The following is a 20,254-nucleotide window of genomic DNA, read 5'->3' as shown; positions in this document are numbered from 1 at the left end:
CAGTCCTCCCACTTCGATACACACAGCGTAAAGTCGGCCTGGTTCTTGAGATACCTATGGTCGCCTCAGTCGAAAACGGTGAGTTCGATATCACGTCAGGAGACACGCACCTTTATCGAGTTCTAATGACCGACAGCGGACCTATCATACTGGTGGCGGCTTACCCGGACAGCACTCTGCGGCACTACAAACGACGCTCGCAAAATCCTTGCTGATCTGACGTCCGCTTTGGGGGCGCTGAAAAATTTTTTCGGTTTTAGAGAGATCGCTGCGCTAGCTGCCTGACCGGTCTTAAGCGCGCGCTGCTCCGCCTTGGATGGCGATATTTGGGTGGATTCCTGACCTCAAAAGTCAATACCGTTCAGGGGCAAGGTGCGACGGGTTGCGTGGATCGAAATCCAGAGGGCAGACGTCGAGTTCCAGGGATAGCCTTGCAAGCATTTGAACGGTTTCTGCCGTGAGACCATTGTTTTCCTGATACGGAGACCCAAACGGAACACTGATAGCGATGACTCGTCTATCAGGATTGAGGGATTCGATGAGGCTCGCGACAGCTTCCTCTCCACCGAGCGATGCGATCAGAATTTGTATAGCGTCAGCCCAAGTTTCGTTCACTCCAAGACTGGAGGGCCTTACCCACCCCATACTGCCGTCCCGGTGTCTAACCATGCTTCCACCGGCCGGGAGCATTCGCTCGCCATCAGCTTGGAATCCGAACAGCTTCAGCTCCACTCGTCTATCGCGCTCGACATAGCTCATACCGCGTGAGAATAGTGCGTTGCTGAATGACCACAATGGGGGTCGTTTGCCGAACGGCAGCTTTTTTCAGCAATGCCCGGATAGCTGCCCGTCAAGTTTCGGGTTGAGGTGCGGGTGTGCCCTATGACCGAAATTGGGTGGTTTCTTGCCATTGCTCCTTGATCGAAGGTGCCTAGAATGCCGGGATGCAAACGATCAACTTGAGCGGGAAGAACTGGCGCACGAAGCACGACTTCTACGACGCTCTTGCTGATGCCTTGGGCAGCGTTGAATGGCACGGACGAAACGCTGACGCCTTTCTGGAAACCATGATTTATCACCTTGAACTCAACCGCGTGCAGCCGCCCTATCGGGTGGTCATCAGCGACCCTTCAGACGACATTCGCGACTTTCTCAATGACTTTGCATCGTGGGTTGAAGAGGCCCGCAACGAACGAACAACCGATCCCGACTGGGCAGGCGATGTCGATGTGGCCGTGCTGGTCACCTGAAGCTTTCTGACCACTTTGGGGTCGATTGTAGAACGGCAGCTTTTTTCGTCCGAACGTGGAAAGCTGACGTAAAACGATGGCAAGCTCGCTCTTCCCGTTTGGCTGCGAAGACAGGCATCCATCTCCTGCCTTAGCAGGGGACCGGGACATTCAGGCCGTGTCGCAATATGATCGGGCCCCTCCCCCTCACAGGGCACTTTCCCCCTCAAAGCTCGAACGTCACCCCCTGCGCCAGCGGCAGCGCGGCGGAATAGTTCACCGTGCTGGTCTGGCGGCGCATGTAGGCCTTCCAGCTGTCCGATCCGGACTCGCGGCCACCGCCGGTTTCCTTCTCGCCGCCGAATGCGCCGCCGATTTCCGCGCCCGAGGTGCCGATGTTGATGTTGGCTATGCCGCAATCGCTGCCCGAGGCGGCGACGAAGGCTTCGGCCTCGCGCAGGTCGTTGGTGAAGATCGAGGAGGACAGCCCTTGCGCCGCGGCATTGTTGAGCGCGATCGCCTCGTCCAGCGTGTCGTAGCGCAGGCAATAGAGGATCGGCGCGAAGGTTTCGCGCAGCATCGGGCCGGTCTGCGTGGGCATCTCGACCACCGCCGGGCGGACGTACACGCCCGCGCCCGATCCATCGATCCGCTCGCCGCCATGCACCGTGGCGCCGAGCGCGCGGGCATCGGCGAGCGCGGCCTGCATCGCGCCGAAGGACGCCTCGTCAATCAACGGACCTGCAAGGTTTGCCGGATCGCGCGGATCGCCGATCGGCAGCCGCGCCGCCGCCGAGATGATCCGCGGCACGAACGAGTCATAGGTCCCACGCTCGACAAACAGCCGCCTGAGCGAGGTGCAACGCTGGCCCGTCGTGCCCATGAAGCCGAAGGCGCAGCCGGTCAGCGCGAGCTCCATGTCGGCGCTGGGCGCAACCACAGTCGCGTTGTTGCCGCCAAGTTCGAGCAGGCTGCGCGCAAAGCGCCTGGCCGCCGCCTGGCCAACAATCCGCCCCATCGCGGTGCTGCCGGTGGCGGAAACCAGCGCAATCTCCGGGTGGTCGACCAAGGCCGCGCCGGTCGGCGCATCGCCGAGCACCAGTTGCGCCAGCCCCTCGGGTGCATCCGGACCAAAGTCTGCGACGACCCGGTCGAACAGCGCCTGCACCGCGATCGCAGTCAGCGGGGTCTTCTCCGATGGCTTCCACACCACGCTGTCGCCGCAGACCAAAGCGAGCGCGGCGTTCCACGCCCACACCGCGACCGGGAAATTGAACGCGGTAATGATCGCGACCGGTCCCAGCGGGTGCCAGGTCTCGCTCATCCGATGCCCGGGGCGCTCGCTGGCAATCGTAAGCCCGTGCAGCTGCCGCGACAGGCCGACCGCGAAATCGCAGATGTCGATCATCTCCTGCACCTCGCCCAGTCCTTCGGACAACGGCTTGCCGCAATCGAGCGTCACCAGCATGCCGAGATCGGCCTTGTGGCGGCGCAGTTCCTCGCCGAGGCGGCGCACCAGCTCGCCCCGGCGCGGGCCGGGAACCGTGCGCCAATGATGGAACGCTTTGGCCGCCCGATCTGCAATAGCGCCAACTGCGGCAGCATCGACCGGATCGAACCCGGCGACCCGCGCGCCATCGACCGGGCTGAAGACTTCCACCCCGCCCTGCGGCAGGGCAAAGCCAAGCGCGGCGGCAAGGGCGTCAAGATGGGTGGTGGCGGTGATCGCTGGGTGCTGGCTGGTCATCCGGCCCAGATACACCGCCCACTGCCCCTTGCAATACTCGGATGCGGGTTGGGATCCCGCCAGATTGATGTAAAGCTATGTAAAAACGTATACGGAGGACTCGCCAAACACTGTAAAAACAGGCATTTGGCATGCTTAAGGTCAGTTAACTGCTCATTTGGCGCACAGTCAGGGGAACTTATGCGCATCGCAATAGCCGATGATGATGGCGACAGCCTCATCTTTCTGGAAGGCATCATCGCAAGCATGGGCCATATCTGTGCCCGCTTCAGCGATGGAGAGCGACTGACGACGGCTTTGCTGCGAGACACCTTCGACCTGGTGATGCTCGACTGGAACATGCCGGCCAGGACCGGATTGCAAGTTCTCCAGTGGATGCAGCAGACGCTGGACAATCCTCCCCCAGTCATCATGCTCACAGGCCGCACCGCCAAGCGCGACATCACCGAAGCGCTTAACGCCGGCGCAGATGATTACATCACCAAGCCAGAGGAAGACAGCGTCATCGCGGCACGCATCTCCGCTGTATTGCGGCGCACGGGAACCGGCTCGAGCATGGAAAAGATCGCCCAATACGGCGGATACCGGCTCGATCGCATGGCCCAGACCATCCGCCATGCAGGTAAGGACATCACGCTCACCGCCAAGGAATTCGAGCTGGCAGACCTTTTGTTCCGCAATCGCGACCGCACTTTGTCGCGCGCGTACATCATGGAAACGATCTGGCGGACCAGCGCAGATTTGGCCACCCGAACGCTCGATATGCACATCTCACGCGTGCGTTCCAAACTGGCACTCAAACCGGAGAACGGCTTTCGCATCTTTACCGTTTTCGGCTATGGCTATCGCCTCGAAACGATCGACCCGGCCAAGGACCTTTCACTCACCGAATGACCCTGCGTGCATCGCTGATCTGCTGCTGGATACTTGTGGCTGCTTTTGCCACCGGGCTGGTCCTGACGCCGCAGCGCGCTCTGGCGCAGCAACCCGCCGCTGAGGACAGCATCGTCTACACCGTCCGCAAGGGCGATACGCTGATCACATTGGCACGCACGTGGATGATCCGCGAAAACGACTGGCAAGAGGTTCAGCGCATAAACCGCGTGGTTGATCCGTACCGGCTTTCGGTCGCGCGCAGGTTGACCTTGCCGGTACGCCTGCTCAAGTTCCGCCCGGCTTCGGCCACCGTCGCAGCATTTCGCGGGGATGCACAGGCTTCGAGCGACGGCAGCCTGCCGCGCGCGGTCAGCATGGGGCTGGCGCTTGGCGAAGGCGCGCGCGTCCTGACCGGGCCTGCCTCGTCGCTTTCGCTGGCGCTCACCGATGGATCGGTAATCACGCTGCCATCGAACAGCGCGATGCGGATATCACGGTTGCGCAAGCTGCTGATCACCAACAGCATCGATTACGAGCTGGCGCTGGACAACGGCGCGGTGCGCAGCAAGGTCTCGCCGTTCCGCAACCGGGACGACCGGTTCCGTCTGCGCAACCCGATTGCTGTGTCTGCGGTGCGCGGCACCGATTTTCGCAACCATTACGATGCGCAAGACGGCAAGGCACGCGCCGAACTGATCGAGGGCGGGATTGCGCTCACCGCGCCGGCGATGGCCGCCGAAACCCGGCTTGATGCGGAGTTCGGCGCGGTCATCGGCAAGACCGGCGGGATCGCGGTCGAGCAACTGTTGCCGCCACCGGTGCTGAAGGCAGGCGGGGAAATCCAACGGGCGCCTGCGCTAGCATTTGCAATCGGCGCGGTACCGGACGCACAAGCCTATCGGCTGCTGATCGCGCGCGACAGTGGGTTCGTCGATATCGTCGAGGAAATGGCCAATGCCTCGCCCAGTTTTGCCCTGCCCGCTTTGCCCAACGGCAACTACTTCGCCCGGTTCACGGCCATCGCCCGGTCAGGGCTGGAAGGGATGCCAGGCACGTTCGCTTTCAAGCGCCGTCTGGCGACCGCGATACAGGGCACCACTGCAAGCGAACACGGCTATGTCTTCCGCTGGGTGGGCAGCGGCGAGGGCGTGCTGCGCTATCGCTTCCAGCTGCGGACACAGGACAACCCGCTGTATGTCGTCGATGAGGCCGGGCTTTCGGGCTCGTCGATCATCCTGAGCGATCTGCCGGCCGGCCGCTATCAATGGCGTGTCGGAACGACTGCGTTCGCCCCTGAAGAAACCTATAGCGACTGGACCGAATTCGAAAGTTTCTCGATCGATGAATGAGAGCGCCGGATCCGCGGGTCTGCGGCACCGGTTCCAGATCGAATGGGCGATCGTGGCCCTGATTGCCTCTGCCATCATCACGGCGGCATCGATCGGCGGATGGACCCGACCTGCCGATGACCTGCTGTATGACGCAGCGATGCGGATGGCCCCCGCGCCCGCCGACGGCGAAATCCTGATCGTGGCAATCGACGAAGCCAGCCTTTCCGCGCTGGGGCGCTGGCCATGGCCCAGACGGCTGCACGCGCAGCTGCTGGAGCAGCTGGCGCAGGCGCGCCCGGCATCGGTGACGCTCGATGTTCTTCTGTCCGAGCCTAGCGCAGATGACGCGTTGCTCGCTGGCGCCATCGGACGGATCGATCGCGCCTATCTGCCCGTCCAGTTCGTCCAGCCGGGCCGCGATGGGCGCAGCGTCGATCGGATTGACCCGGCACCGGTCATCGCCCGCGCCGCCGATGGTCTGGGCCACGCCAATACGACGATGGACCGCGATGGCACGGTCCGCTCGGCCAGACTGTGTTTTCAGCCTGACGGCGCAGAACGCCCGCTGCCTCACCTGATGACCCTGGGCGCTGCGCCTGCCAACTGGCCTGCGTGCCGGCAGCCCCAACGCCTGCGCTTTGCCGCGCCCGAGAGCTTTGCCACCATTTCCTTTGCCAGTGTGCTGCGCGGCGAGGTTCCCGATGCTCTGATCACCGGTCGGAGGGTGTTGATCGGAATGACCGCGCAGGGATTGGGAGATCGTTATCCGGTTCCCTCGTCCGATGGCGGCAACATGCCCGGGGTCGAGATCAACGCCAATATCGCCAACGCGCAGCTTCAAAGCCTTTGGGTGCGCCAGCCATCGACCCTGGCCGCACTGGGGTTTGCGCTATTGCCCGCGTGGCTGCTGCTGCTCGCCTTCTGGCGCGTGAAGCCGCGCAGCGTCAATCTGCTGGTTGCGGGGCTGGCGCTGCTGGTGCTCGTCGGCAGCATCGCAACGCTGACCGCCAACCTGTGGATTGCCCCCGGCCCCGCATTGCTGGGGCTGGCACTGGTCTATCCGCTCTGGGGTTGGCGACGGCTGCAGGCGACCAGCGATTACATGGGCAGCGAACTCGCCCGGCTCGAGCGTGAGGACGCGCTGCCAATCGGCGATACCAGGCTGGCCGATGCAGATCTGGTGACCGGCCAGTCGAACAGGCTCAGCGGTGCCATTGGCCAGCTGCGCGATCTGCGGCGCTTTGTCGGCGATACGCTAGCGGGGCTCCCCGATCCAGCGCTGGTCAGCGATGGATCGGGCAAGGTCGTGCTCACCAACGCGGCGGCCGATGCAGCGTTCGGTGCGCAGTTGCTTCGCACGGACAGCGCAGTTCTGCTTACCCGGATCGCGGGGCCAAACAGCAGCGCTTCGCTGGAGGCATATCTTGCCGATCCGAATACCGGCCATATCGAGTTCACCGCACGCGATGGCCGCTGTTTCGTTCTGCGCCGCGCGCCGATTCTCGATGCGCGGGGCGCGGGGCGCGGCCATATCGATTACCTTACCGATATCACCGCTATCGCCGCCGCCCGCCAGGAGCGCGAGGAGATGCTGCAATTGCTATCGCACGACATGCGCGGCCCGCAGGCGGCGATCCTGGCGCTGGTTGCAACCAGTGACGGCGATATCGACCGAGCCCGGATCGCCCGGCATGCGCGGCATACGCTCACGCTTGCAGACAATTTCGTCGATCTGGCGCGCATGCATGAGCGGCCTTTCGATCCCGAACCGCTGATCGCGGCGGACCTTGTGAGCGAAGCAGCCGACAGCCTCTGGCCGGTCGCCCGGCAGCGCGGTGTGCAAATCGTCCTAATCGACAACAGTGACACGGCGTTCATCGCTGCCGAGCGCGAAAGCCTGTTCCGCGCACTGGTCAATCTGTTCGACAATGCGGTGAAATACAGCCCCGAAGGTGGCACCGTGACCGTGCATCTGAGGACGGCGGACGGCGCGTTGGTGATCAGTACGGCCGATCAGGGCGAGGGTATCGATGCGGTCGTGCTGCCCCAGCTGTTCCAGCGCTTTGCCAGCGATGGTCGGGGAACCGGCGTCAAAGGCATCGGGCTGGGGTTGAATTACGTCGCGGCAGTGATCGAACGCCATGGCGGGACGATTGCCGGCAGCAACGCGGATACCGGTGGCGCTGTGTTCACCATCACCTTGCCGCTGGAGGAACAGCAGAAGCGGTAATCATATCCCCGACGTGCTGGGGCGTATCCTCATGCTTTCAACGAACCCCGATGCGTTCGACAACGCGCGGACCGCGAATACCCGCGAGCCCATCGAGCGTCACAGCCACGAGGTGTGGCAGGCTGTCGCCAAGCCCTGCCCTGCAGTGGAACTCGGCGCCCCAACCGGAATACAGATCGCGCCCGGTTGCCCGTTCGGTCAGGCGCATCGCGAGCCGGTGATCGCGCTTGGCGCATCCCCTGCTGGTCGTGCGATCTGCCGCCGGAGCGATCACGATCCGTGGGCTCCCGCTATCGTCACCCGCCTGCAACCGTGCTGCGGCAGGCCGATCGGACAGGGTCACAGACAGCAGATAATCTCCGTTCTCGGTCCGCGACCAGCCGCGCTGGGTCAATCCGGCAACAATCATGTCGGTGGCCTGTTGATGCAGAAACGCAGGCTCGCCCGGGGGGGCGACCAGAGTGAAACTTGCGCGCGCCGGGATCGGTGCAGCGACGGTCACGTCGGTCCGGGTGACCACCGGCGCGGCGCATCCCGCCAATAGCAGGCCGCAGCCGATCGCGACCGCAAGCCTCATTTTACCGCCCAGTCGAGGTTCGCAACCGCGACCACCACCGCGAGGCCCGACGACAGGCCACCGATAAAGGCGTTGCGTTCGATGTTGGTATATTCATCGACCGAATGCGCGCGCCCGCCGCCGCCACCGGTTCCGATGGTGATCGCCGGGATGCCGAGGCTCATCGGGATGTTCGAATCGGTCGACGATGCCTGGAATTGGGTTGGAAAGCCGTGGTCTGTCAGGACGCGCTGGCTGGTCACAACCAGCGGATGCGATTCTGCGGTCGCCCCTGCAGGACGGTCACCGATCCGGGTCTTTTCCGCGCCGATCTCGCCGACATTGGTCGACCGGGCGTAATTTTCTGCTGCCACCGCCTCATCGACGATCGCCAGAAAGCGCTTTTCGAGCCGATCGAGCGCCTTGGGATCGGGCGAGCGCATGTCGACCTGGAGTTCGATGCGATCGGGAATTGAATTGACCGAGGTTCCGCCCGAAACCACGCCCGCGGCAAAACTGGTGCGCGGGGTGCTGGGGACATCTGTCTCGTACAATCGCTTCACCGCATCGGCCATCGCCGCCATCGGGTTGACGATGCCGAACGCGCCATAGCTGTGCCCGCCGGGGCCGGTGAAAGCGATGTTGTAGCGCTTCGAGCCGACCGCCTGGTTGACGATGCGTGAAGGGTCGGACCCGTCGAACGAGATGAACGCGGCAATCCGGTCCTTGTAGCCGCTCTTGGTGAACAGATGGCGCACCCCGCGCAGGTCGCCGGGGCCCTCTTCGCCCACCGTTGCAACGAACAGGATGTCGTGCTTGGTGGTGGTCTTTGCTGCATTCAGCGCGCGGATCCAGCCGAGCATCCCGGCGAGCCCGACGGTATCGTCGCCTACACCCGGGGCGTTGAGCGTATTGCCTTCGCGCCGCACCTTCACATCGGTTCCCTTGGGAAACACCGTATCGAGATGCGCGCTGATCGCTACCAACGGCCCGCCCGCCGATACGGTGCCGCGCCGAATTCCGGTCACATTGCCCTCGGCATCGATGGCCACCTCGGCCAGCCCCAGGTCCTTGAATGCTTTGACGAAATAGGCGGCGCGTGCCTGTTCGCCGAATGGCGGCGCTGGGATTTCGGTGAGGGTGATCAGTTCTGCGACGATCCGGTCGTAATCCCCCGCCAAGGCCGTCTTGGCGGCCGCCGCATCCTGCGCGAATGCGGGCGCAGTAAAGCTGGCGCTGAGCGCGAGTGCAGCGATAAATGTGCGGAAAGCCATGCGATGCCCCTTGGTTGTGTTTTCGTTGTTCTTGTCGGTCCCCTGCGCAGGAAGGGGTCCATCTCGTAATGGTCCCGCGTGATGCAAGGCCGGGAGATGGGCCCCTGCATGCACAGGGGACCAGAGACTCTTGATCAATCCCGCGTCAGCACAAAATACACCACGTAGAACCACGAGAAGAACCCGTGGATGATCGCCCAGAGCACCGATTTGTGCGCGGTATAGCTGATCGCGATGGCCAGCGCGCTGCCGAAGCCGATGCCGTTGCGGACGACCTCGCGCTGCACGATGACCCGCCGCTCGTTCATGCCGCGCGCTTGGCCGTCAGCGCGACTTCGGCGTTGAGCATCTCGGCGACCTCAAACGCGACTTCGAGTGATTGCGCCGCGTTGAGACGCGGGTCGCAATGCGTATGATAGCGGTCGCCCAGCGCCTCGTCGGTGATCGCGATCGCGCCTCCGGTGCATTCGGTGACGTTCTGTCCGGTCATCTCGATGTGGATGCCGCCGGCATGCGTGCCCTCGGCGCGGTGCACCGCGAAGAAGCCGCGCAATTCCGCCATGATCCGCTCGAAAGGCCGGGTCTTGAAGCCGCTCTCGGACTTGACGACATTGCCGTGCATCGGGTCGCACGACCAGATCACGGGATGGCCTTCCTTCTTGACCGCGCGCACCAGCGGCGCGAGGCCGGCCTCGACCTTGTCGTGGCCAAATCGGCTGATCAGCGTCATGCGGCCGGGAATGCGCGCAGGGTTCAGCGTATCGAGCATCGAGAGCAAAGCGTCGGTCGACAGGCTTGGCCCGCACTTGATGCCGATCGGGTTGCCGATGCCACGCAGGAACTCGACATGCGCCGAGCCCTCGAAGCGGGTGCGGTCGCCGATCCACAGGAAATGCGCGCTGGTGTCATACCAGTCGCCGGTCAGCGAATCGCGCCGGGTCATGGCTTCCTCGAACGGCAGCAACAGCGCCTCGTGGCTGGTGAAGAAGCTGGTGCCCTGCAGCTGCGGCACGGTGTCGGGGCTGATCCCGCAGGCGCGCATGAAATCGAGCGCCTCGCTGATCCGGTCGGCGGTCTGCGCATAGCGCTCGGCCCACGGGCTGCGGCCCATGAAATCGTGCATCCAGCCCTGCACCTGCTGCAGGCTGGCATAGCCTCCGCTGGCAAAGGCGCGCAGCAGGTTGAGCGTCGCGGCGCTCTGCGAATAGGCACGCACCATCCGCTGCGGATCGGGCTCGCGCACCGCGGCGTCGAATTCGATGCCGTTGATGTTGTCGCCGAAATAGCTCGGAATTTCGATATCGCCCTGGCGTTCTGTCGGGGCCGAGCGCGGCTTGGCGAACTGGCCCGCCATCCGGCCCAACTTCACCACGGGGCGCTTCGAAGCGAAGGTCAGCACCACCGCCATCTGCAGCAGCACGCGGAAGGTGTCGCGGATATTGTTGGGGTGGAACTCGGCAAAGCTTTCGGCGCAATCGCCGCCCTGCAGCAGGAACGCCTCGCCAGCGGCAACCCGCGCCAGCTCCTTTTCCAGGTTGCGCGCCTCTCCCGCAAACACCAACGGTGGATAGTTGCGTAGCGTGGCTTCCGCTTCGGCGAGAGCCGCAGCGTCCCGATATTCCGGAATATGCCGCGCCTCTTGGGTCCGCCAGCTATCCGGTGTCCATTTTGCCGCCACGTGCACGCACTCCAACTTTTGTTCCAACTGTGGCCGACCAATTTAGGCCGGGCCGCGCCCCATAGCAATGATGGCGGCCAAAAGCAGCAGCGAATCGCCGGTGCAGTGCTGCCAGGCTTGCACTTGGCCAGCCAAAGACTCTAAGCGTTCGGGATGGTCCCGCCCGATATCATCCCGTTCAACGGCCGGTTTGAAGGCCATACCCATTATTTCGCGTGCCGGGTCTATTTCGAGGACACCGACTTCTCCGGAATCGTCTACCACGCCAACTATCTGCGCTACATGGAGCGAGCCCGGTCCGACATGCTGCGATGCCTGGGTGTCGACCAGCGCACGACGCACGATTCAGGCGGCGGAGTCTATGCCGTGGCAGAAATGAACCTGCGGTTCGTGCGCCCGGCCAAGATGGACGATGACCTGGTGGTGATGAGCCAGATCACACGATTGCGCGCTGCGGCGTGCATTATTCATCAACGAGTCATCCGACGCGGCCAATCTATCGGTGATTCATACGAGACACTATTGGAAGCAGACGTTACCGCAGCCTTTATCAATCCCGAGGGGCGTCCCATCCGTCAGCCGCGCGCCTGGGTGGACGCCTTTACCCAAATTCTCGATTCCGACCAGAAAGACAGACCCCGCTTATGATCGATACCATGGGCCTCACCCCTGATGCCGTCACCCTGTCGCCGCTCAAGCTGTTCATGGAGGCCGATCTTGTCGTCAAGGCGGTGATGATCGGGCTGGCGCTGGCCAGCATCTGGACATGGACGATCATCATCAGCTTCGGCCTCAAGATCGGCAAGATCGTCCGCGACAACTCCGCGTTCGAGCAGGATTTCTGGAAGGCGGGAGACATCGATGCGTTCTACAAGGCGCGCGGCCACGAAAAGCTGCCCAGCGCGCGGGTGCTGGCATCGGGCGTCGGAGAATGGCGGCGGACCACCAAGAGCCGGATCACCGATCTCGATGGCGCCCGCCAACGGCTCGCCACCGCGATGCACTCCACTGTCGGCCAGGAAATCGACAACATGGCCGACCGGCTGAACTTCCTCGCCACCGTGGGTTCGGTGGCACCTTTCGTCGGGCTGTTCGGCACCGTGTGGGGCATCATGCGCAGCTTCACCGCGATTGCGGCAGAACAGAACAGTTCGCTCGCGGTCGTCGCCCCGGGCATCGCCGAAGCCTTGTTCGCAACGGCGATTGGGCTCTTCGCAGCGATCCCTGCGGTCATCGCCTACAACCGCTTTTCGCACCGGCTGAACAAGCTCGAAGGAAGGCTTTTCCGCTTCTCTGACGCGTTTCACGGCGAACTCAGCCGCGAGCTCGAGAAGGACCCGATCTGATGGCGATGTCGCTTGGCCCATCAGGTGGTAGCGGACGGCGGGGGCGATCGCGCGCGCCGATCGCGGAAATCAACGTCACGCCGTTCGTTGACGTGATGCTCGTGCTGCTGATCATCTTCATGGTTACCGCGCCTTTGCTGGTCGCCGGTGTCCCGATCGACCTGCCCGACAGCCGTGCCAGCGCGCTTGAGCAGGAAAAGGAACCGGTACAGATCTCGCTCGATGCCGATGGCCAGCCCTTTGTCGATGACGCGCAGGTGTCGATGGCAGATCTTCCCGCGGCGCTCGAGGCGATCCGCACCGAGCGCGGCGACGATAACGGCGATGCGCCGCAGGTGATGCTGCGCGCGGACCGTTCGCTCGATTATGGCAAGGTGATGCTGGTGATGGGCGAGTTGAACCGCGCCGGGCTCAACCGCGTATCGCTGGTCACGACGGGTTCATCCGAGCGCCTATAGGCGTTTGGCGATAACAGGCTGGAAACAGGCACGAATGGAGAAAAGCGAGCGTCTTGGGCTATCGGTGGCGGTCATCGGCCATGTCGTGCTGTTCGGCGCGCTGTCGCTGGGTATTGCCAGCCGCAGTGAGCTGAAGATGCCGACCGAGCCGATTTCGGTGCAGCTGACCGACGAGGTCGGACTGGTATCGACGGCACCAACTCCGACTCGCGAGGCCGCGACCGCGACCGCGCACGAACTGGCGCCCGAGATCGAGAAGGCCGAGCCCGCTCCTGAGCCTGTGCCCGCACCTGCGCCGGCTCCTGCGGTCAATCGCCCCGAACCGCCCGCGCCCAAGGCGGTCGAGCGTCCCGCCCCGCCCCGGCCCAAGGCAGCCGAGAAGCCTCGCCCTGCGCCTGTACCCAAGCCTGCGCGTAGCACCCCGCCGCCTCCCGCCAAGCCGCAGCCCAAAGCGGCAGAAAAGCCCAAGCCTGCAGCGCCCGCCGATACGGCTGACCGCAGACGGCCGGACCGTCCAGTGGCTACACCTGCCGCGAAGCCTGCAGCCAAGCCCGCCGCTACGCCCGCAGCCAAAGCCCCCCGCGCGCCGCGGATCGGCAGCGATTTTCTCGATGGCGTGACCGACAAGGCTTCGACCAGCCGATCGCAGACGCCTCCGGCTGCGGTCGCGGGACCAGCGGTCGTTGCATCGCTGCAGCGCGAGCTACTGCGCCAGGTCAAGCCGCACTGGGTACCGCCTACGGGCGCGGATGCCGATCAGTTGCGCACCAAGGTGACCGTCAGACTCGACGAATCGGGCAAGATCGTCGGCACCCCCAGCGCGGTGACCACGGGCGTTACGGCCAGCAACCGTGCTCAGGAAGCGCTGCACAAGGAACGCGCGATCGCCGCCGTGCGCCGCGCCGCTCCGTTCAATTTCCCGCCGCAATTTTATTCCGAGTGGCAGACCATCGAACCAACTTTCTATTTGGGATTGTAAACCATGCGAACCGTAACCTCCTTCCTCTTCCCGTTCTCCGGCGAAAACCGGAGCCCAGAGCGGGGTGGCACAAGCTCGCTCCTGGATTCCGGCTTTCGCCGGAAAGCAGCGGTTGTGATCGCTGGATTGATGATGACCGCCACCCCCGCCCACGCCCAGTTGACCGTCGATGTCGACAATGCCGGCAGCGCGGACCTGATCATCGCGGTGCCTGCGCTGCCCACGCCGCGCAGCGAGACCACTCTGGCGGGCACGACCGAGGATCTGGGCAACCGGATCAGCGATGTCATCGCCTCTGACCTCGATCGTTCGGGGCTGTTCAAGCCAATCGGGCGCAGTGCGGTCAAGCAGATCACAGTCGACGAGGTCACCGCACCAACCTTCCCTTATTGGCAGGGCCGCAGCGCCGCTGCGCTGATCCAGGGCTTCGTCCGCTCGAACGGGGACGGCAAGATCACCGTCGGCTGCTATCTGTATGACGTCGCGCTGGGTAGCGAACTCACCCGACAGGGCTTTGTCGTCGAACCTGCGGACTGGCGCCGCGCCGCGCACAAATGCGCCGATGCGATCTATTCGCGGTTGTCGGGCGAAAGCCCGTTCTTCGACAGCCGCATCGCGTATATTGCCGAGACCGGCCCCAAGGGGAACCGCACCAAGCGGCTTGCGATCATGGACTCCGATGGCGCCAACCACCGGTTCATTACCAATGGCCAGTCGACCGCGCTGACTCCGCGGTTCTCACCCGATTACAAGCAGATCGCCTATCTGAGCTATCTCGACGGCAATCCGCGAATCTATGTCTATGACGTCGGCACCGGACGGCAGCGGCTGGTGACCCAAAGCCGCAACGCCACCTTCGCGCCGCGCTGGTCACCCGATGGCCGCTTCCTGCTCTATTCGATGGCGATCGGCGGCAACACCGACATTTACAAGATTCCGGTCGAAGGCGGTACGCCGATCAGGCTGACCGACGGCCCGGGCATCGATGTCGGCGGCAGCTTCTCGCCCGATGGCAGCCAGATCGTGTTCGAAAGCGATCGCGGTGGCGGCCAGCAGCTTTATGTCATGAACGCTGATGGCTCGAACCAGCGGCGGATCAGCTTTGGCGGCGGGCGCTATGCCACGCCCGAGTGGAGCCCGCGCGGCGACCTCATCGCCTTCACCAAGATGCAGGGCAACTTCCGCATCGGCGTTATGAGCCCCTCGGGCAGCGGCGAACGGCTGCTCACCAACAGCTGGCAGGACGAGGCCCCGACCTGGGCCCCCAATGGCCGTGTCATCCAGTTCTTCCGCACCGGGCGCGGCGCAGTAAGCTCTAGCGTGTGGCAGGTCGATCTCACTGGATCGAACGAGCGCCGTCTGGCGACCCCGGTCGATGGCTCCGATCCTTCCTGGGGACCGATCCTGCCGTGAACCGTGTAATTCCTGCGCTACCCGACAGTTTTTGCGGCAAAAGGGTTTACCCCGCCGACAAAGCGAGTCACGGTTCGTCGCAGTTACGGGTTGTATTGTCATTATGGGCTGGGGCTTACCCCGCCACCCTCCGCTATTTCCCCACCGGGGAAGGCGCCTAGACCGGATCCGCCCGGCGGCCCTGACCCGCAATACCAGAAGGAGACGCTCAATGAAGTCCATTCGCAACACGCTTCTCATGGCAACTGCCGTGATCGCCTTGGGCGCCTGCGCCAAAAAGGCCCCGCCTGAGCTTCCACCTGCACCCGGCCCTGCGGTGGACAATTCAATGGGTCAGGACAATTCGAACGTTGGCAATGTTGCGGTCCCGGGCAGCCAGGCCGACTTCCTGACCAAGGTCCGCTCTGACCGCATCCTGTTCGATCTTGATCGCTATAATGTTGATGCCGACGGCCAGATCACGCTGCAGAGCCAGGCCCAGTGGCTGGCCCAGTATCCCAACAAGCAGGCGATCATCGAAGGCCATGCCGACGAGCGCGGCACACGCGACTACAACCTCGCGCTCGGCGAACGCCGTGCCAACGCCGCGAAGAACTATCTGGTCTCGCTGGGCGTGTCGGAGCAGCGCCTGCGCGTCGTGAGCTATGGCAAGGAACGCCCTGCCGCTATGGGTTCGGACGAAGGTTCCTGGGCCCAGAACCGCCGCGCGGTGACGGTGACGATCGATTGACGTGACCTGCAAGGGTTGACGAACCGGTAAAGGGCTGGCCGCGTGAAGTGGCTGGCCCTTTTTTCCGGTCAGACCGTCAGCATGCCCTTATGCTACAGCAGCATAATCTTGCGACGGAAGCTCGATGACGGGCAACGCCTTGAAGGCAGGGCGCGCCAGGAGATAACCCTGCATATAGCGAACCCCCAAACAGCGCAGTACGTTGTATTCGCCGATTGTCTCGATCCCCTCGGCGATGACGGTGATGTCCAGCGACTTCGCGATCCGCACAACCCCTTCGACGATCATGCGGCGCGGCATGCTGGTATCGAGATCACGGATCAGCTCCATGTCGAGCTTGATGTAATCGGTCTGGAACGCGGCCAGCAGTCCCAGCCCGGCATGTCCGGCGCCAAAATCATCGATCGCGGTGCCGAAACCCATCTTACGGTAGGAATCGACGATATTCTTGACATGCGCCGTGTCGGCCATGTGTTCGTTTTCGGTGAACTCGAAGATCAGCCGATCGGTCGGCAGGCCGGTGTCGCGGGAGGTCTGCAGCGTCAACTGGATGCAGGCGACCGGCGAGTAAACCGCGTTGGGGAGAAAGTTGATCGACAGCCGTGCCGGGGTATTCAGGATCCCCGCAGCCACGGCACCCTCGATCGCCGCGACCCGACATTGCTGGTCGAAAGCATACCGGTTTTCAGGCGAGACACGCGCAAGCACCTCGGCCGCGCCCTCGCCATTTGCCCCGCGAACCAGCGCCTCATAGGCGAACGGAAGCCCGGTGTGAATATCGACAATGGGCTGGAAAGCCATCGCAATCGCAAATTGATGCTGTTCTGAACGGCAGCCTTGGCACCCTGTCACCACCTGTAATGCTCCGCTTCGCTTTATGGCTAACCCCCCAATATAAGATGTTTTGCGCGCTAAACCCTAACGACCTGTGAAACGAGCGCATTTTGAGGAGCACTTTGCGGCAAACCGAACGCAGGGCAAGCGCCCACAGCAAGGAGCCTCATCAACCTCCACGCCTTACCCATCACAAAAACCACTCGGTTGCCATTGCCCGCCAGGGATCACAAACGGCTTGTCCTTGGGTGCCAGGATCAGGACGAGATTGCGCCTTCCCGCGGGTGCAGCCTGAATGTGCGGACCTTCCGGAACGATATAGGTGCCGCCAGCCTGGATCATCATACTGTCGCTGGGGCTATCCATGCATTGCTCGCCTTCGACGACGTAAAATGCCTCTGGACCGGGGTGGGAATGAACGCGCGTTCGCATGCCGGGCGGAAAGATGGCTTCGGAAAAGTGCGCGGTCACCTCGCCCGGAGGGACTTGCATAGGGCCGATTTCGGCGCGTCTGGTTGCGCCGGGGATCGGCTGTCCAGCAGGACCAAGCACATAGAGCCAATTGCGGCCGTGGATCTGGGTTGCCGCCGACCATCGATGGCGGCGAGATTCCCGCGCTGCCTTAGCAAGGCTGGGATACTCGTAAATCGACCAGTATATCTGTGCGGGCGCACCAGCCAGTTCGATCTCGTTGGTCTGATAGCAGCCGGGGGTTTCCCTGTCCTCCGGCACGGGAGCGGAACACAATCCGGGGACCGGCGGAACCTCCGACGGCAAGCTTGCCGATAGCATCAACAACGAAAACAGCATGGCGCGTCTCCTGTTAGCGCATGGCCTCTCCAGTCAGAAGCGAGCGCTCAAACGTTATGCCACACCCAGACGCAAAACGGGGGCCGACATTGCTGTCGGCCCCCACTGCGCCTGAAAAGATCATCGGAGCTTTTTTCCGTAACCCTGAAAGCGGTTTCCCGCCTCTGTGTGGTCCATCTGCTGCGCCGCGAACGGTGGAGCTGACGTGTCCGGGTCGGGCTTTGCGGTCGCGGCATGCGCATTGCTGCGCCTGTCGCATCGGCCATCGACGTTCTTTCCCAAGCGTCCGGCTTCGCGCGAGGCCCGGTTCCGTGGTCCGAAAACCGCTGGACCCGGGTCCGCGCTGGGCCTGACACCCCGTCTCGCTGATCCGTTTCAGGTTATCCGGCCCGGCAGCACGGTCCCGAAGGACCATACGCGTTAACCGTTTGTCCTGACCCGCATTTCGCAAGGCCTGGGTATCGCACCGACCTGCCGCTCCATCCGAGACTTGCGTCTCGCATCTTGCCTGCCAGCCGATCATCGGTTCTTCGTTCGGACCTTCGGCGGCTGCCCATCCCTTCAGCATCGCTGCTGCCGGGCGGCTTATCCGCCTATGTCGGGCTTGGTGCAGAACACCTGCCGTCTCTCGCGCCCGGCTCACCATCGCTGGCGTTCCTGGCGGGCGTACTCTCCGCCCGTCAAAGCATGATCTACATTGCTGTATTTCAACGCTTTTTCGCTCTTCAGTGCGCTTTCCGTCTGTCCTTCCGACCTCACAAAGGTGTCACGACATCCGAGTCACAACCAGCGAAATTGCACGAGTTATCCACAGGCGGTACGGGTTGGTTGTGGATAAGATGGTGGACAACAATGGATTATCGTCGGGCTGATGGTTTGTTTCATAAGGCTGCAACAAATGGAGTTGTTCTTCCAGAGAATCACTCGTCGTTTTCCGGCGAAAGCCGGAATCCAGGGGCGCCCACAATGCAATGCGACTCCTGGACTCCGGCTTGCGCCGGAGAACGGCATGGGCGTTAGCCAATCGCCCCCATCGGCACGACCGCAATCAGCACCAGGCAAGCAATCACGAACGCGGTCACCCGCGTCCGCATCGTGCCATAGCCAGCATCGGTGGCCCCTGCCTCGACCGCGCGGCGATCCAGCCACAGCAGCACGCCAAAGCCGATCGCGAACAGCAATGCCGCCTCGTTGAACGGCACGAACCAAAGCGCAGCCCAGGTCGCCAGCACCACCACGTTGCTGGCGATCAGCAGGTTGGGGTTGACCTTCTGCGGGGCCACCACCTGGATGCCCCACAGCGTTCCTGCCATGAACATCAGGATGGTGAACGCCCAGTAGCAGGTGAGGTTGGCAGCATTGACATCGCCATAGCCGGTGAGGTGGCACGATGCCCCAGCGAGGAACGGCAGCGCCCCTGCATAGGTCAGCACCTGCATCAGCGTGCGGTTCTTGCCCTCTACCCTCTCCATAAGCGCGCTCAGGTCCCCCGGCGGCCCAGCAGGCGCAGGCGTAGGGCGTTCAGCTTGATGAAGCCTTCGGCGTCCTTCTGGTCATAAGCGCCCGCGTCATCCTCGAAGGTCACGACCTTCTCGCTGTACAGCGAGAACGGCGATTTGCGCCCGACGACCCAGGCATTGCCCTTGTACAGCTTCAGACGCACGGTGCCGGTGACATGCGCCTGGCTGTGATCGATCGCCGCCTGCAGCATCTCGCGCTCGGGGCTGAACCACAGGCCGTTGTAGATCAACTCGGCATAGCGCGGGGCAAGCTCGTCCTTGAGGTGCGCCGCGCCGCGATCGAGCGTCAGCTGCTCGATGCCGCGGTGCGCGATGTGATAGATCGTGCCGCCCGGGGTTTCATACATGCCGCGCGACTTCATGCCGACGAAGCGGTTCTCGACCAGATCGAGCCGTCCGATGCCGTGCGTCTTGCCGTACTCGTTGAGCTTTTCGAGCAGCGTCGCCGGGCTCATCCCCTCGCCGTTGATCGCGACGCCGTCACCACGCTCGAAATCGATGGTGATGTACTCAGGCGTGTCGGGCGCATCTTCGGGGTGATTGGTGCGCGAATAGACATAGTCGGGGACCTCATCCCACGGGTCTTCGAGCACCTTGCCCTCGGACGAGGTGTGCAACATGTTCGCGTCGGTCGAGAACGGCGCTTCGCCGCGCTTGTCCTTGCTCACCGGGATCTGGTGGGTTTCGGCGAATTCGATCAGCTTGGTGCGGCTGGTCAAATCCCATTCGCGCCATGGGGCGATTACCTTGACGTCGGGGTCGAGCGCATAATAGCCCAGCTCGAAGCGCACCTGGTCGTTGCCCTTGCCGGTCGCGCCATGGCTGACCGCATCGGCGCCGACCATTTTGGCGATCTCGATCTGGCGCTTGGCGATCAGCGGCCGCGCGATCGAGGTGCCCAGCAGATAGGTGCCTTCATACACCGCATTGGCGCGCATCATCGGGAAGACGTAGTCCTTGACGAACTCTTCGCGCAGATCGTCTATGAAGATGTGTTCGGGCTTCACGCCCATCATCTGCGCCTTGGCGCGCGCGGGCTCGAGCTCTTCGCCCTGGCCAAGGTCAGCGGTGAAGGTCACGACCTCGCAGGTGTACGTCTGCTGCAACCATTTGAGGATGACGCTGGTATCCAGTCCGCCCGAAAAGGCCAGAACGACGCGGTTTACGGATTGAGTCATGCGAGCGGACTTTCTGCAAGAAAGGGTGTTTGCGCGCCGCCTATCAGCGCGCTGGAGTCGGGGCA

General features: G+C 63.1%; 20 protein-coding genes. 10 read left to right on the top strand and 10 right to left on the bottom strand.

Going from position 1 to position 20,254, the window contains the following annotated elements; genetic code table 11:
- Nucleotides 1–351: 351 nt before the first annotated feature.
- Nucleotides 352–615: a hypothetical protein gene (locus IEW00_RS17490; protein WP_229736925.1), complete on the bottom strand. Its 264-nt coding sequence runs from the start codon at nucleotides 613–615 to the stop codon at nucleotides 352–354.
- A 329-nt stretch (nucleotides 616–944) separates the two neighbouring features.
- Between IEW00_RS17490 and IEW00_RS09125 the strand changes: the two genes are divergently transcribed.
- Nucleotides 945–1,250 (top strand): barstar family protein, encoded by a 306-nt coding sequence (locus IEW00_RS09125; protein ID WP_188514096.1) that lies wholly within the window; start codon nucleotides 945–947, stop codon nucleotides 1,248–1,250.
- Nucleotides 1,251–1,455: 205 nt separating this feature from the next.
- Here the strand turns inward: IEW00_RS09125 and amaB are convergent, their stop codons facing one another.
- Nucleotides 1,456–2,976 carry an L-piperidine-6-carboxylate dehydrogenase gene (amaB, locus tag IEW00_RS09120; RefSeq protein ID WP_188514095.1) on the bottom strand — a complete coding sequence of 507 codons (1,521 nt, stop codon included), beginning with the start codon at nucleotides 2,974–2,976 and terminating at the stop codon, nucleotides 1,456–1,458.
- 180 nt (nucleotides 2,977–3,156) lie between these two features.
- Between amaB and IEW00_RS09115 the strand changes: the two genes are divergently transcribed.
- The 3 genes from IEW00_RS09115 to IEW00_RS09105 are packed head-to-tail and all read left to right on the top strand — an operon-like array spanning nucleotide 3,157 to nucleotide 7,413.
- Nucleotides 3,157–3,870 (top strand): response regulator transcription factor, encoded by a 714-nt coding sequence (locus IEW00_RS09115; RefSeq protein ID WP_188514094.1) that lies wholly within the window; start codon nucleotides 3,157–3,159, stop codon nucleotides 3,868–3,870.
- The gene (locus tag IEW00_RS09110) at nucleotides 3,867–5,201 is read left to right on the top strand and encodes a FecR domain-containing protein (protein ID WP_188514093.1); all 1,335 of its coding nucleotides are present in this window, start codon (nucleotides 3,867–3,869) and stop codon (nucleotides 5,199–5,201) included. The genes IEW00_RS09115 and IEW00_RS09110 overlap by 4 nt, the downstream gene beginning before the upstream one ends.
- A complete protein-coding gene (locus IEW00_RS09105) occupies nucleotides 5,194–7,413 on the top strand; it encodes a CHASE2 domain-containing protein (protein ID WP_188514092.1) in 2,220 nt (739 codons plus the stop codon). Before IEW00_RS09110 ends, IEW00_RS09105 begins: the two co-directional genes overlap by 8 nt.
- Nucleotides 7,414–7,450: 37 nt before the next feature.
- Here the strand turns inward: IEW00_RS09105 and IEW00_RS09100 are convergent, their stop codons facing one another.
- The 4 genes from IEW00_RS09100 to IEW00_RS09085 all read right to left on the bottom strand — a co-directional run bounded on the left by IEW00_RS09100 (nucleotide 7,451) and on the right by IEW00_RS09085 (nucleotide 10,921).
- The gene (locus IEW00_RS09100) at nucleotides 7,451–7,990 is read right to left on the bottom strand and encodes a hypothetical protein (protein WP_188514091.1); all 540 of its coding nucleotides are present in this window, start codon (nucleotides 7,988–7,990) and stop codon (nucleotides 7,451–7,453) included.
- Nucleotides 7,987–9,243 carry a M20/M25/M40 family metallo-hydrolase gene (locus IEW00_RS09095; protein WP_188514090.1) on the bottom strand — a complete coding sequence of 419 codons (1,257 nt, stop codon included), beginning with the start codon at nucleotides 9,241–9,243 and terminating at the stop codon, nucleotides 7,987–7,989. Before IEW00_RS09095 ends, IEW00_RS09100 begins: the two co-directional genes overlap by 4 nt.
- Nucleotides 9,244–9,377: 134 nt before the next feature.
- Complete coding sequence (locus tag IEW00_RS09090) at nucleotides 9,378–9,551, bottom strand: hypothetical protein (RefSeq protein ID WP_188514089.1); 174 nt, start codon at nucleotides 9,549–9,551, stop codon at nucleotides 9,378–9,380.
- On the bottom strand, nucleotides 9,548–10,921 hold the full coding sequence (locus tag IEW00_RS09085; protein ID WP_188514088.1) for a class II 3-deoxy-7-phosphoheptulonate synthase: 1,374 nt from the start codon (nucleotides 10,919–10,921) through the stop codon (nucleotides 9,548–9,550). The genes IEW00_RS09090 and IEW00_RS09085 overlap by 4 nt, the downstream gene beginning before the upstream one ends.
- Before the next feature lie 153 nt (nucleotides 10,922–11,074).
- Here IEW00_RS09085 and IEW00_RS09080 point away from each other — a divergent pair, with 153 nt between their 5' ends.
- The 6 genes from IEW00_RS09080 to pal all read left to right on the top strand — a co-directional run bounded on the left by IEW00_RS09080 (nucleotide 11,075) and on the right by pal (nucleotide 15,847).
- Nucleotides 11,075–11,569, top strand: a complete 495-nt coding sequence (locus IEW00_RS09080) for a YbgC/FadM family acyl-CoA thioesterase (protein WP_188514087.1) — start codon at nucleotides 11,075–11,077, stop codon at nucleotides 11,567–11,569.
- Nucleotides 11,566–12,267, top strand: a complete 702-nt coding sequence (tolQ, locus tag IEW00_RS09075) for a protein TolQ (protein ID WP_188514086.1) — start codon at nucleotides 11,566–11,568, stop codon at nucleotides 12,265–12,267. Before IEW00_RS09080 ends, tolQ begins: the two co-directional genes overlap by 4 nt.
- Nucleotides 12,267–12,725, top strand: a complete 459-nt coding sequence (locus IEW00_RS09070) for an ExbD/TolR family protein (protein ID WP_188514085.1) — start codon at nucleotides 12,267–12,269, stop codon at nucleotides 12,723–12,725. The genes tolQ and IEW00_RS09070 overlap by 1 nt, the downstream gene beginning before the upstream one ends.
- Before the next feature lie 34 nt (nucleotides 12,726–12,759).
- Nucleotides 12,760–13,704: a cell envelope integrity protein TolA gene (gene tolA, locus IEW00_RS09065; protein WP_188514084.1), complete on the top strand. Its 945-nt coding sequence runs from the start codon at nucleotides 12,760–12,762 to the stop codon at nucleotides 13,702–13,704.
- Nucleotides 13,705–13,833: 129 nt separating this feature from the next.
- Nucleotides 13,834–15,117, top strand: a complete 1,284-nt coding sequence (gene tolB, locus IEW00_RS09060) for a Tol-Pal system beta propeller repeat protein TolB (protein WP_188514083.1) — start codon at nucleotides 13,834–13,836, stop codon at nucleotides 15,115–15,117.
- 211 nt (nucleotides 15,118–15,328) lie between these two features.
- Complete coding sequence (gene pal / locus IEW00_RS09055) at nucleotides 15,329–15,847, top strand: peptidoglycan-associated lipoprotein Pal (RefSeq protein ID WP_188514082.1); 519 nt, start codon at nucleotides 15,329–15,331, stop codon at nucleotides 15,845–15,847.
- A gap of 87 nt (nucleotides 15,848–15,934) precedes the next feature.
- Here pal and IEW00_RS09050 read toward each other — a convergent pair whose 3' ends face one another.
- The 4 genes from IEW00_RS09050 to IEW00_RS09035 all read right to left on the bottom strand — a co-directional run bounded on the left by IEW00_RS09050 (nucleotide 15,935) and on the right by IEW00_RS09035 (nucleotide 20,189).
- Nucleotides 15,935–16,648: an EAL domain-containing protein gene (locus tag IEW00_RS09050; RefSeq protein ID WP_188514081.1), complete on the bottom strand. Its 714-nt coding sequence runs from the start codon at nucleotides 16,646–16,648 to the stop codon at nucleotides 15,935–15,937.
- Nucleotides 16,649–16,864: 216 nt separating this feature from the next.
- Nucleotides 16,865–17,491: a cupin domain-containing protein gene (locus tag IEW00_RS09045; RefSeq protein ID WP_188514080.1), complete on the bottom strand. Its 627-nt coding sequence runs from the start codon at nucleotides 17,489–17,491 to the stop codon at nucleotides 16,865–16,867.
- Between the two features lie 1,016 nt (nucleotides 17,492–18,507).
- On the bottom strand, nucleotides 18,508–18,963 hold the full coding sequence (locus IEW00_RS09040; RefSeq protein ID WP_188514079.1) for a DUF3429 domain-containing protein: 456 nt from the start codon (nucleotides 18,961–18,963) through the stop codon (nucleotides 18,508–18,510).
- A gap of 8 nt (nucleotides 18,964–18,971) precedes the next feature.
- A complete protein-coding gene (locus IEW00_RS09035; RefSeq protein WP_188514078.1) occupies nucleotides 18,972–20,189 on the bottom strand; it encodes an argininosuccinate synthase in 1,218 nt (405 codons plus the stop codon).
- Between the last annotated feature and the right edge of the window lie 65 nt (nucleotides 20,190–20,254).

The organism is Blastomonas aquatica (assembly GCF_014639875.1).
Classification (GTDB): Bacteria; Pseudomonadota; Alphaproteobacteria; order Sphingomonadales; family Sphingomonadaceae; genus Blastomonas; species Blastomonas aquatica.
This window is presented reverse-complemented; position numbering and strand designations above follow the sequence as displayed.